Source organism: Salibacter halophilus, assembly GCF_008806325.1.
Lineage (GTDB): Bacteria > Bacteroidota > Bacteroidia > Flavobacteriales_G > Salibacteraceae > Salibacter > Salibacter halophilus.
This window is the reverse complement of record NZ_WACR01000005.1, coordinates 182,103-195,023: the sequence shown is the minus strand read 5'-3', so window position 1 is coordinate 195,023 and position 12,921 is coordinate 182,103. Positions and strand designations below refer to the sequence as shown.

The following is a 12,921-nucleotide window of genomic DNA, read 5'->3' as shown; positions in this document are numbered from 1 at the left end:
AAGGTCAAAATTTAAACCGCTACATCGTGGTCGCGGAGTGCGTTGTTCAATGAGGTTTTCTTATCTGTACTCTCTTTTCGTTTTCCAATGATCAGAGCCACTGGAACATTGTATTCCCCGGCCTGGAATTTTTTGGTCACGCTTCCCGGGATTACCACTGAGCGAGCCGGAACATAACCTTTGTATTCAATTGGCTCATCTCCTGAAACATCAATAATTCGCGTGCTCTTGGTCAGAACCACATTTGCACCTAGAACAGCTTCTTTTTCAACTTTAACTCCTTCAACTACAATGCTTCTAGATCCTATAAAAGCGTTGTCTTCAATAATAACCGGACTTGCCTGGAGTGGTTCCAAAACGCCACCTATTCCAACTCCGCCCGATAAGTGTACATTCTTACCAATTTGAGCACAACTACCAACTGTAGCCCATGTGTCTACCATAGAGCCGCTATCGACATAAGCACCTATATTGACATAGCTGGGCATCATGACAACGTTGCTCGATATATAAGCTCCATAACGAGCAATTGCGTGCGGAACTACGCGCACACCTCTTTTTTTGTAGTCTTTTTTGAGCTTCATTTTGTCGTGAAACTCAAATGGTCCCACTTCAATTGTTTCCATTTCGCGAGTTGGGAAATAGAGCACAACAGCTTTTTTAACCCATTCATTGACTTTCCAGCCGTCACCTGTTGGCTCAGCACAACGCAGTTCACCTGCGTCTATCGATTCAATGACTTTTTCAATGGTTTTAACTGTTTCTTTGTCTTTTAACAGGGAACGATCTTCCCACGCTTTTTCTATTATTTCCCTCATGGAGCTTTCAAATTTTTGCAAATGTAGTATTTCGCAATTGTGTACAACATTTTACGAAGGTTTGAATATTTTTGGCAAATGGCGCGAATAATGGCTATTGATTACGGGAAGAAGAGATGCGGTATTGCGGTGACGGATACACTTCAGATATCTGCCAACGGGCTGGACACGGTTCTGACCGAAAATATTTTTAAATTTCTCAAGGAATATTTGACTAATGAAGATGTTGAAACGCTCGTTATTGGTGAGCCAAAGAGAATGAATGATGAACCATCAGCAGTGGAGGAGCAGATAAAAGTTTTTATTCGCGGTGTGGAAAAACGTTTTCCTAAAATCAACGTTGAGAGGGAGGATGAGCGCTTTACCTCGAAAATGGCCATGCAGTCGATGGTGCAGGGCGGAGTGAAGAAAAAGAAGAGAAGAGAAAAAGAACTTGTGGATAAGGTGAGTGCTACGTTAATTTTGCAGTCCTATTTGGGACATACTCTTTAAAAAGAAATTATGATTCTACCGATTGTTGCTTATGGCGATCCTGTATTGAAGAAGGTTGCTGAAGATATTGAAGATGACTATCCAAAGCTCGATGAGCTTATCGAGAATATGTTTGAAACGATGTACAACGCTAATGGTGTTGGATTGGCCGCTCCTCAAATTGGGAAATCGATTAGGCTTTTTGTGGTCGATGCTTCTCCTTTTGCTGAAGATGAAGATCTGCCTGATGAAGAGCGGAAACAACTCGAGAGTTTCAAAAAGGTATTCATCAATCCCATTATTCTTGAAGAAGAAGGAAAGCCCTGGAATTTTCAGGAAGGTTGTCTCAGTATTCCCGGAATTCACGAAGATGTTTCCCGAAAGCCTGAAATTACGATCGAGTATTACGATGAAAACTGGGAACTTTTAGAAGAAACATACTCAGGAGTAATTGCTCGCGTTATTCAGCATGAATACGATCACATTGAGGGCATTCTCTTCACCGATTATGTGAATCCTTTGAAAAAACGTGTGCTCAAGAAAAAATTGAGTAACATTTCAAAAGGTGCTGTCAATGTTGATTATAGAATGAAATTTCCCGCATTAAAACGATAAATTGAATTTTTATGAAAAGAATACTAATCCTGTTTGTTTTAGCTGCTTTCACTTTCGCCTGCGGTAATGGTGGATCTGACAGTAAAAAAGAAAAGACTGAAAAGGAACCGATGTCTAAAGAAGAAATGCTCACTGAGATTTCTAAGATAGAGAAGGACCTGGAGAAAAATCCCGAAAACAATTATGAAGGTAGAGCAGAGAGATTGGCTAAAGTTTTGAAATCTTATGCTGATGCTTATCCTCAGGATTCTCTCGCTCCTGAAATGCTTTTTAAATCTGCCAACGTATTCATTACGATCAAAAATTATGATAGAGCTGTGGGGACGTTTAATAGGATTGCAAAGCATTACAGCGACTGGATTAAAGTTCCTGAAACAGTTTACATGACTGGCTTTGTTTACGATTACCACATGAATCAAAAGGGGAGAGCTAAAGAGTATTACGAAAAGGTAATTGATAATTATCCTGATCACGTTTTTGCTCAGGAGGCCAGAGTTGCTATCCAGCATTTGGGAAAGACAGATGAAGAATTGATCGAGGAGTTTGAAGCTAAAAACAAGGCTGAGAACAAGGCGAGTTGATCAACTAAGACAGAAAATCATCTAATTCGCTTTCAAGGGAATTTCGATCTATCAGATTGATATTCCCTTTTTCTATGAAATGTACCTGCCCCGTTTCCTCAGAAATGGTCACCACTTTTACATCACTGTGCTCTGATATTCCAATTGCAGCACGATGGCGCAATCCAAATTTTGAAGGAATATCCTGTCGGTCACTCACCGGTAAAACACAACTAGCAGCTTTAATCGTATTGTCTTTAATAATCACAGCTCCATCATGCAATGGGTTGTTCTTGTAAAAAATACTTTCGATGAGCTCAACTGAAAACTCTGAATTTAATCTGATTCCGGTTGATTCGTAATTACTCAAATCATTTCGTTGTGTGAAAACGATCAGAGCCCCGGTTTTGCGGGCTGATAGGTTCCAAATAGCCCGGCTCATTTCAGCGTGATCGAGTTCATCATTCGATTCCATTGGAGAAAAGTTGAAGAAACTACCTCTTGTGGCTTTCCTCAAAAATTGATGATTTCCGAGCCTAACGAGAAACTTTCGCAACTCAGGCTGGAAGATAATAATGACGGCAATTGCTCCCATACCAATGAACTGACCTAAAATATTGGCAACGAGTTCCATTTGGAGAACTTCAACCGTTTTCCAAATAACGAGAACCACGACTATTCCGGCCAAAATCCTTATTGTGATAGTCCCTTTAACGAGGTTGTAAAGCTGATATAGCAAAACAGCAACGAGCAAGATGTCGATAACATCGAGTAACCTGAGCGATATGAATAATGGATTGATCATTCCCGTCAAAGGTATTAAGCCTTTTTGATTTTTTGGGTAAGTTTAATCGCTTCCACAGCTTCTTTTACATCATGGACTCTTAAAATTGAAGCTCCTTTTTGTAGTGCAATCGTGTTCAGAACCGTTGTTCCATTGAGCGCATTTTCTGCATCAGTTTCCAGTGTTTTGTAGATAGAGGATTTTCTTGATAAACCTACCAAAAGCGGCAACTCCAAAAGATGAAATAAATCGAGTGATTGGAGTAGTTCAAAATTTTGATCGATCGTTTTACTGAATCCAAATCCAGGGTCAATGATCACATCATGAACACCGAGTTCTGTGAGCTTTTTCACTTTTATCGATAAGTCTGAAATGATATCACGGGCTAGATTATCATAATCAGTTAGCGATTGCATGTTTTTAGGAGTTCCCCTCATGTGCATCAGTATATAAGGCACTTTTAGTTTACTCAAAACATTAAACATAGATTCGTCTAAACTACCGCCAGACACATCATTAACGAGTTTGAACCCTGAACTGACTGCTTTTTCAGCGACATCGGATCTGAAAGTGTCAACCGATAAAATAGCATTTGGGAACTCTTTTAAAATGACTTCACCGGCACCACAAACTCTGTTGGTTTCTTCTTCAATTGTCACTTCATCAGCTCCGGGTTTAGTCGAGTATCCGCCAACATCTAAAAAATAGGCTCCCTCTTTCAAGTGTTTCTCTGCCAGTTTGAGAATATCATGATCAGATCTCAACTTACCACCATCGTAAAACGAATTTGGTGTGATATTCAAAATCCCCATTACTTTTGGTTCTGAAAGTGAGTGGAGTTTTCCGTCAATATTGAGGGAATTCTTTTTGTGAAAAAAATTATCTTGCGACACTTCTAAAAACTCGGTTTTAAGCATGAATTCAACTGTTCAACAATACGATGATATCATCGCCAAATGTACTGATATTTTTACCAGAAAAATGCACGATTACGGTACAGCGTGGCGCATTTTGCGCACTACCAGCATTACTGACCAAATCTATATCAAAGCTAAACGCATCAAAACAATTGAAGAAGTTGAAGAGTCAAAAGTTGACGAAGGAGTTGAGCCAGAATACATCGGGATTATCAACTACTGCCTGATGGGGCTCATTCAGCTCGAATGGGGTACGGCTGAAGAACCACATACCGATAACGAAAAGGTCAAAAAAGCTTATCTCAATTATTTCGAGAAAACAAAGGAATTAATGCTCGCCAAAAATCATGATTATGGTGAGGCATGGCGTGATATGCGCGTGAGTTCCTTTACAGATTTAATCTTGATGAAATTGCTTCGTATCAAACAAATTGAGCACAACAAGGGAAAAACACTTGTTAGTGAAGGGATTGATGCAAATTATATGGACATCATCAACTATTCGGTTTTTGCTCTTATACAACTGGAAGAAGAGCAGCGTTAAAATGGTGTTAAGCCGCATGGTAGAGCTGTGAAAAGGTTGTAAATTCGAACGTAAATTTTGCGAAATATGAAATGGTTACTGTTTATCTCAAGAATTTTAGTGGGTTCGTTATTTATCGTATCCGGACTCATAAAAGCCAATGATACAACTGGTTTTTCCTATAAACTCGAAGAGTATTTTGCTGAGGATGTGCTGAACTGGGTGATTTTTCAGGGCTGGGAGGTAGGCCTCGCTATGATCGTAGCTGTAGCTGAAATTTTACTTGGCTTTGCTACGCTCGCAGGTGAAAAATTCAAGCTCAACAGCTGGGCACTTCTTTTATTAATGATCTTTTTTACATTTCTAACTGGTTACACAGCTATAGGGAACTGGTTTTTTGAAAATCCTGAAGCATCTATAACGGCTACATTTGAAGGAATGCTCGGATTTAAAGCAGAAAACATTCACTATTTCAAAGACTGTGGATGTTTTGGTGATGCACTCATGCTAACGCCCTTTCAAAGTTTCTTGAAAGACTTAGTGCTTTTGATTTTCACAGTCATCATGTTTATTGGTCGTAACCGGGTAGTGCCAAATTCTCATTCGAGAGACCTATTCATTTACGCAATAAGCATCGTTATACTTGGAAGCTTCTCAATTTTTGTTTTAGAATGGTTTTTCCCAGTTGTATTCACGCTCATTACATTTATCATTATGCTGACAATTAAACGCTTGTCAACTAGTGATGAGAGCAGAGGTTGGGTAATGGCGATCGCTGTGTTGCTCGTATCTGGCGGATTTACATATTTCGCTTACGCGCATTTGCCGGTTGAAGACTTTAGACCTTACGCCATTGGTAAGAATATTGAAAAAGGAATGACAATTCCTGAAGGTAGAAACCCGCCCAAGTATGCTGTGAACTATACGATGAAAGATACCATTACGGGCGAAACAAAAGTTGTAAGTTCTGATAAATATCTCGAAGATGAAGTTTGGAAAAACAAACAGCTCAAGATTGTAGAAACAAGCGATCAATTTTTAGTAGAGGAAGGATACATTCCACCAATTCACGATTTCGTTCTTGAAGATCCTGAGTCTGGAGAAGATTATACATCCATGATATTAAACCAGGATTACGTTCTGTTTTGGGTTCAGTACGATATGAGTAAAACTGAGACTGGGGCAATGACTGATGTGAAAAAACTCAGTGAAATTGCTATGCAAAGCAACTTCAATGTTTACGGTCTAACTGCTGCATTACCAGGGGAAATCGATGAGTTTAGACACAAATATCAACTCATGTTTCCTTACTTAACATGTGATGCTACAACACTCAAAACAATTATTAGGAGTAATCCCGGACTTGTATTGTTGAAAAACGGAACAGTAAAAGGGAAGTGGCATCACAATGATATTCCTACTTTTGAGGAGCTTAAAAACCAAGTTCAAGCTTCATCATGAGTGAAAAAATAATTGCAGGAAACTGGAAAATGAATAAAAATAGAAACGAGGCACTTGATCTCGTTTCTTCTGTTTTACAAGATTTACCCGATACATCAACTAAAGTAGTATTTGCCCCACCATATCTCTACCTTGAAGAGGTGGCGCGTATGTGCGCAGATTTCTCAAACGTAAAAGTGGCTGCGCAAAACTGCTCTCACTACGATAAAGGCGCTTATACTGGCGAAATATCGGCTCAAATGATCGCTTCAGTGAATGCTGATATGGTTATCATAGGTCATTCAGAACGCAGAGAGTATTTTGGAGAAGAGGAACTTATCCTGAGTGAAAAAGTCAACAAAGCACTCAAGTATAATCTTCAACCAATTTACTGCGTGGGCGAGTCACTCGATCAGCGAAAGGCTGAGGAGCACTTTGATATTATTGAAAATCAAATAGCAAAAGCACTTTTTCACCTCGATGAAGAAAGCATGAAAAAAGTGGTCATTGCTTATGAACCAGTTTGGGCAATAGGGACAGGCGAAACAGCAACTCCTGAGCAGGCTCAGGAAATTCACGCATTCATCAGAAAACTTTTAACTGATCAGTACGGTGAAGAAATAGCTAAGTCCATCTCTATCTTATACGGAGGTAGCTGCAAGCCGGCAAATGCTGAAGGTTTGTTCGCTCAACCGGATATCGATGGCGGCCTCATTGGCGGTGCATCACTAGTAGCTGAAGATTTCGTGAAACTGATTGAAATGCGCTCATGAATTGGATAGAAGTTGCATTTACGATACAACCGTCAGAACCGTGGTCGGATTTACTACCACAAGATCTGGCCGATTTGGGTTACGAGAGTTTCTCTGAAGAAAATGACAAGCTCCTCGCTTACGTCACTGAAGACAAGTACAGCGAAACAGATCTCGATGCTTTAATTAGTCAGTTACCCAATCACGTTCAGGTCAATTACACCACCAAAACCATTGCCGATCAAAACTGGAATGCTGAGTGGGAGAAAAACTTTGACCCCATTAGAATCGGGAAGAAATTACTGGTCAGAGCTCCATTTCACCAAGCTGATAACTCCGTAGATATGGAATTGGTCATAGAACCCAAAATGGCTTTTGGTACAGGGCATCACGCCACTACGGCACTTATAGCTGAACGGTTGTTAGATATGGATCTGACCGATAAACGCGTTCTCGATATGGGGTGCGGAACCTCAATCCTCGCGATCATAGCCAAAAAGCGCGGAGCAGGAGATATTCTTGCAGTCGACATTGATGAATGGTCGGTGAGGAGTTCTGAAGAAAATATCGCGATCAATAATACGCCCGGTATTGAAGTTAGATTAGGTGATATTGATGTGGTTCCTGCTGATGAAAAGTTTGATATAATCATAGCGAATATCAACCGAAACATCATTTTAAGACATCTTGATCACTACGCTAAGCTTCTCCCAAAAGGTGGAGTTTTACTTACAAGCGGATTTTACAAAAGCGATGTGCCTGTTGTTGATGAAACAGCTAAAAAGCTTGGCCTGATTCATGTTGATATGACTTCAAAAGATAAATGGGCACACGTGCTCTACAAAAAAGAATAAGTACATATGCGAATTTTATTATCTGCCATTTTTGTTTTGTTATCGCTGGCTGGATCAGCACAGGAATTTTCGAACGAACCTGAGGATTTCATCAAAGATCTCGATAAAATGATGGGGAGATCCAATAACCGCGAAACAAAAGAATTGATAGATAATTTGGAGCCCATATTCTTAGAGCAACTCTCAGCTGATGACCAAAAAATCATCATTGATAACACAAAGAATTTCACCAAAGAACTTCGATTTCGCTCTTTCCCAGATCTACACGACTACTTTTGGGCGATCATCAATATGCACAATCAGGGTCAGTTTAGTAAAAGATTTAAAGCCTGGAACTCGGTCATTGATGAAATGGATGATGACAGGCGTAATAAAAGGGATCTGACCAGTTTTATTGAGTTCAGCCGTTATTTGTTTAAAGATAATTCTTTCTATCAGACCCGAACCGGATCTGTCAAGTGGTTTACTCGCAGTGGTTCGTGGACGCTCAAATACGATGGCAAACCAATCATCGAAACCAATGAAATTGACCTTATCTGTCACTCCAAGGGAGATAGTATCAAGATACTTTCAACCAGTGGCGTTTATGATGTTGAGGAAGAAGAGTGGACAGGTAAAGATGGAAAGGTTACCTGGGCGCGTATAGGTTTTGCTCCAAATGAGGTTTATGCAGAGTTATCAGACTATAAAATAGACATGCGTCACCCTGAGTATGAGGCTGATTCGGTTGTTTTTCACAACTCGTACTACTTTGATAATCCACTTCAGGGTAAATTTGAAGATAAGGTTTTTCCACAGCCTAAGAGATCTATGTTGTCGTACCCGCGGTTTAGCAGCTATTCGAGGCGTTTACCGATTAAAGGAATCATAAAGAATGTAGATTACGATGGCGGGTTTTCTCAACAAGGAGCAAAATTCCTTGGAACCGGAACGGGAAATACACCGGCTAGATTGATCCTGAATTACGAAGCCAATCCGCTCATGGTTGTAAGCAGCAATAACTTCCTCATCGCTCTCAATAAAACAAATGATCAGCCAGGTGAAGAAGATGAAGAAAGACAGGGAAACAGACAAAAAAGCAGAATTGTAGCCGGAGATGCCAGGATTACAATGATTTTGGATAAAGATTCCATCACACATCCCGGGTTAAAGTTTACATTACTTACTGATGAAAGACAAGCTCGTCTAGTTCGAGAATCAAAAGGAATGTCATCAACTCCTTATTACAATTCATTTCATGAAGTTGAAATGGAGTTTCCTCTCATGGTTTGGAATATTGATGATCCGTTGATCAAGTTTACCGCTCAAATGTCTGATAAGCAGGCTTCTTTTACATCTAACTCTTATTTTAGAGAACGGAACTTCGATATGCTTAGTGGAGCCGGAACACGTTTGCCACTAGTAGAGATCAGGAGTTGCTCAAAAAAATTCGATACAAATACCGTTACACTCATGCAAATGTGTGAGTGTATGAAACTACCACCCACGCAAGTTGAGCCAATGATGTTGCGCTACACGATTAGGAGGTATGTGGATTATAATAGCGATAATAAAACCATAAAGATTTTTGACAAAGTCCACAATCACGTACTCAACAAGTCAAAACTGAAAGATTACGATGTACTCAGGATCATTTCAAAGTTGCCAAAAGAAGATTCAAAACCGAATGCGAGCTTGAGTCTTTTGAATTATGATCTTACGATAAATGGAGTTAACCGAATATTGCTCAGTGATTCTCACCGTGTTCAAATTTTTCCTGATGAAGGCAGAATCGTAATGAAAAAGAACCGTGACTTTAACTTTAGCGGTATGGTGAGTGCAGGAAAAGCGGAGTTTTTTGGTAAAGAATTCGAATTCAGCTACGATGGTTTCGAAGTTAAAATGCCAATCGTTGATTCCCTTCAATTGTGGGCAACCAGTAACAAAAGAGATAACCGGGGTAAATTGTTAGAAGCCAGAGTTAGAACCCTGATTCAGGATTTGCGGGGCGGACTAGAAATCGACAAGCCGGGGAATAAATCAGGGCTTGAAAGTAATCCGCGATATCCGGTATTTACCAGTGAGCAGGAATCTTATGCTTATTACGATCAGAACGCAGTGTTGGGTGGCGCATACGATCGCGATAAGTTTAACTTCCAGCTAGAGCCGTTTGAGCTGGATAGTCTCGATAAATTTAAAAACGAACAAATTCGATTTGACGGAACCTTCAGCTCCGGAGATATTTTTCCTGATCTCGAGGAAACACTCCGTTTGCAGGAAGATTATTCACTCGGTTTCAAGCGCGAAACAGGGCCTGAAGGATTGCAGGCTTACGGTGGAAAAGGTGTCTTTAGAGATGAACTACAGTTGAGCAACAAAGGACTCAAAGGTGATGGAACAATCAAGTATCTCACATCAAGTGCTAAATCAAAAGGATTCATCTTCTATCCAGATTCTGTAAATGGTGTAACAGAATCATTCAATGTAGAAGAACAAAAAGCACCCGTAGAATACCCAAATGTAAGTGCCGATAGTACGTACCTCCACTGGATGCCTTACAAGGATAAAATGGAAGTATCTTCCATTAAAGGGCGCGATCCCATTAGTATGTATGCCGGTACAGCAGAACACACCGGTACAATCAAGTACACGCCAACAGGAATGAGCGGGAGTGGGAAAAACAGCTTTAGCGGAGCTAACCTCTATTCTGAAAACATGAAATTCAAGTTACTGGAACTCACAGCCGATACTTCAGATTTTGAGCTTCAAAAAGATATGTTCGGAGATGTCAACTTTAGTTCTGAGAATCTTCAGGCTAAAGTTAATTTTCAGGATCGAAAAGGAGAGTTTATTTCAAACACCGGCCGTAGTTTAACAAAGTTTGGAGCAACACTTTATCAGGCCTATCTCGACCGATTTACGTGGTACATGGATCGGGATGAATTCGAATACTCAGCTGAGGGGCAAACAGTTGCTCAGGGGGCAGATGCCGTTCAGGTTGAAGGTGCCGAGTTTGTGAGTACACATCCAAAACAGGATTCCCTCAGGTTTTTTGCAAAAGCAGCAATCTACAATGCATCTGATGTTCAAATTAGAGCCAAAAAAGTGGAAAATATCAATGTTGCTGATGCATCCATAATTCCAGGAGACGGTAAAGTGATTGTGAATAAAAACGCGAAGATGGAAACGCTCGATTCTGCTCGCGTAATAGCAAACACTAAAACGAAATTTCACACTGTTTTTAATGCCACTGTTGACATAACTAGCAGATGGAATTATGCCGGAAATGGAGATTACAATTACAAGGATAAGAATGGGACAACTCAACAAATACACTTCAATACAATAAAAGCGAATGACGAACGCCAAACCGTTGCTTATGGTAAAATACTGCCAAAGGATGAGTTTACGCTGAGTCCGCAATTTGGTTATAAAGGAGATGTTGAACTCGAAGCGGCAGAGAAAAATCTCTTATTCAAAGGGAGTGCTATCATCAAACACGGTTGTTCAAATTTACCAACCCAATGGTTTGCGTTTGAGAGTAGAATTGATCCAATAGATATCAATATTGAGATTGAGGATGAAGCCAAAAACGAAAATGGTAATTTAATCACGAATGGTTTAATCTTACCTACAGACTCAGGAAGTGTTTACGGAACATACCTTTCTTCACCCTATTCTGAAAAGGATATTGAAGTTGTTAAGGCAAGAGGCTATCTCGTTTACAACGAACCCACAAAAGAATACCGCATTTCGAGTTTCCAAAAACTCAATGAGCGCTCTTTGCCCGGGAATTACGTTGCTTTGAATACAGAGTCTTGTCTACTTGAAGGAGAAGGTAAAATGGACATCACATTTGAAACAGGAAGAGTAGGAGTTGAACCGGTCGGAACCTACACCTTCAACACTGTGAACAAAAATCTCAACATGCATTACCTGTTGAAAATGGACTTTCTCTTCGATGATAAATTACTCGATATTCTTGTAAAAGAAATTCAGGAAGCAAAAGACCTGAAGCCGGTTAATATCGATAATCAGCTTTACACAACTGCCTTGCGTAATTATGTGGGGAAAGAAGAAGCCGATGAGTTGTTAGGTAGAATGAGCCTCGGGAAAAGAGTTAAACTACCTGAGGAAATTGAATCGAGTTTCTTCTTCAGCGATATCGAAATGAAATATGATGCTGAAAATGATTACTACGTTACTGATGGCAACATCGGTTTGGGGTCATTAGGTGATGAAATGCTCAATAAATATGTAAAAGGCGGAATCTCATTTGAAAATAAGCGCAGAGGTACTGATTTCATGATATATCTCGACTTACCTCAGCATTTTTACATTCTCGATTACAGAGCTTCAACCGGAATAATGCAAATTCATACTGATAACGAAGAGTTCAAAACAACGCTCAACGATCTCAAGATGGATGATCGAAGGATTAAAGCAGATAAGGAAATGCGCAAACAGTTTGTATATCAGATTGGTAGTCGCAGATTGAAAAGTGAAGCGATGCGAAAATTCGAAAAGATTGAATAAATTCTTAATTTGCAAGCAATCAAAGACGAATTATGCCGCTTTACACAATAGCTACATTTATTCTTTTGGCTTATTTGATAGGCTCTATACCAACTTCAGTTTGGCTCGGTAAATTATTCTATTCAATTGATGTGCGCCAGTATGGAAGTGGAAATGCCGGAGCAACAAATACCATTCGCGTACTGGGTGCAAAAGTTGGGGTCCCGGTTCTGATCGTTGATGTTTTAAAAGGATTTTTTGCAGTTCGCCTGGCATATTTGGCTCCTTACGAAATGGCTGGTTCCTCATTTGTAGCTTTTGAATTGGCTTTAGGGACAGTCGCATTGATAGGACATGTATTCCCGGTTTTTGCCCAATTCAAAGGCGGAAAAGGAGTTGCGACTCTGCTCGGATTTATGCTCGCAGTTCAGCCACAGGCTTCTTTGGTTTGCCTCGGAATCTTTATATTGGTGATTTTCATATCAAAAATAGTTTCGGTTTCCTCTATGACCGCAGCTGTAAGTTTCCCATTTATCATCATCTTTGCATTAGAAAATTCAACCCCGGCTTTGACTGTCTTTTCAATACTGGTAGCAATAGCGGTAATAGTAACACACAGAAAGAACATTCGAAGATTATTAAAAAATGAAGAGTCGAAAGTGAATTTTAGAAAGAAAGAACAATAGGTTACAA

At 39.9% G+C, this 12,921-nt stretch carries 12 protein-coding genes; 9 read left to right on the top strand and 3 right to left on the bottom strand.

Going from position 1 to position 12,921, the window contains the following annotated elements; translation table 11 throughout:
• Positions 1–11 precede the first annotated feature (11 nt).
• A complete protein-coding gene (locus F3059_RS07100; protein ID WP_151167649.1) occupies positions 12–818 on the bottom strand; it encodes a 2,3,4,5-tetrahydropyridine-2,6-dicarboxylate N-succinyltransferase in 807 nt (268 codons plus the stop codon).
• Positions 819–896: 78 nt separating this feature from the next.
• On the opposite strand from F3059_RS07100, the gene ruvX reads away from it, so the two are divergent.
• Genes ruvX through F3059_RS07085 form a run of 3 tightly spaced genes read left to right on the top strand, consistent with a single transcriptional unit; the run spans position 897 to position 2,485 of the window.
• Entirely contained in the window at positions 897–1,310 is a 414-nt protein-coding gene (gene ruvX / locus F3059_RS07095) for a Holliday junction resolvase RuvX (protein WP_151167647.1), read from the top strand.
• A gap of 9 nt (positions 1,311–1,319) precedes the next feature.
• Entirely contained in the window at positions 1,320–1,904 is a 585-nt protein-coding gene (def, locus tag F3059_RS07090) for a peptide deformylase (RefSeq protein ID WP_151167646.1), read from the top strand.
• Between the two features lie 11 nt (positions 1,905–1,915).
• Complete coding sequence (locus F3059_RS07085; protein WP_151167644.1) at positions 1,916–2,485, top strand: tetratricopeptide repeat protein; 570 nt, start codon at positions 1,916–1,918, stop codon at positions 2,483–2,485.
• Between the two features lie 4 nt (positions 2,486–2,489).
• On the opposite strand, the gene cdaA is transcribed toward F3059_RS07085, so the two are convergent.
• Positions 2,490–3,269, bottom strand: a complete 780-nt coding sequence (gene cdaA, locus F3059_RS07080) for a diadenylate cyclase CdaA (protein WP_151167641.1) — start codon at positions 3,267–3,269, stop codon at positions 2,490–2,492.
• Between the two features lie 14 nt (positions 3,270–3,283).
• Positions 3,284–4,165, bottom strand: a complete 882-nt coding sequence (folP, locus tag F3059_RS07075; protein WP_151167638.1) for a dihydropteroate synthase — start codon at positions 4,163–4,165, stop codon at positions 3,284–3,286.
• Between folP and F3059_RS07070 the strand changes: the two genes are divergently transcribed.
• The 6 genes from F3059_RS07070 to plsY all read left to right on the top strand — a co-directional run bounded on the left by F3059_RS07070 (position 4,164) and on the right by plsY (position 12,914).
• Positions 4,164–4,709: a DUF1599 domain-containing protein gene (locus F3059_RS07070; RefSeq protein WP_151167636.1), complete on the top strand. Its 546-nt coding sequence runs from the start codon at positions 4,164–4,166 to the stop codon at positions 4,707–4,709. The genes folP and F3059_RS07070 overlap by 2 nt on opposite strands.
• A 66-nt stretch (positions 4,710–4,775) precedes the next feature.
• Positions 4,776–6,149, top strand: a complete 1,374-nt coding sequence (locus F3059_RS07065) for a MauE/DoxX family redox-associated membrane protein (RefSeq protein ID WP_151167634.1) — start codon at positions 4,776–4,778, stop codon at positions 6,147–6,149.
• Positions 6,146–6,901: a triose-phosphate isomerase gene (gene tpiA, locus F3059_RS07060; protein WP_151167632.1), complete on the top strand. Its 756-nt coding sequence runs from the start codon at positions 6,146–6,148 to the stop codon at positions 6,899–6,901. Before F3059_RS07065 ends, tpiA begins: the two co-directional genes overlap by 4 nt.
• Complete coding sequence (prmA, locus tag F3059_RS07055) at positions 6,898–7,734, top strand: 50S ribosomal protein L11 methyltransferase (protein WP_151167630.1); 837 nt, start codon at positions 6,898–6,900, stop codon at positions 7,732–7,734. The genes tpiA and prmA overlap by 4 nt, the downstream gene beginning before the upstream one ends.
• A 6-nt stretch (positions 7,735–7,740) precedes the next feature.
• Positions 7,741–12,249, top strand: a complete 4,509-nt coding sequence (locus F3059_RS07050) for a hypothetical protein (protein ID WP_151167628.1) — start codon at positions 7,741–7,743, stop codon at positions 12,247–12,249.
• Between the two features lie 32 nt (positions 12,250–12,281).
• Positions 12,282–12,914: a glycerol-3-phosphate 1-O-acyltransferase PlsY gene (gene plsY / locus F3059_RS07045; protein WP_223274563.1), complete on the top strand. Its 633-nt coding sequence runs from the start codon at positions 12,282–12,284 to the stop codon at positions 12,912–12,914.
• Positions 12,915–12,921: the final 7 nt, after the last annotated feature.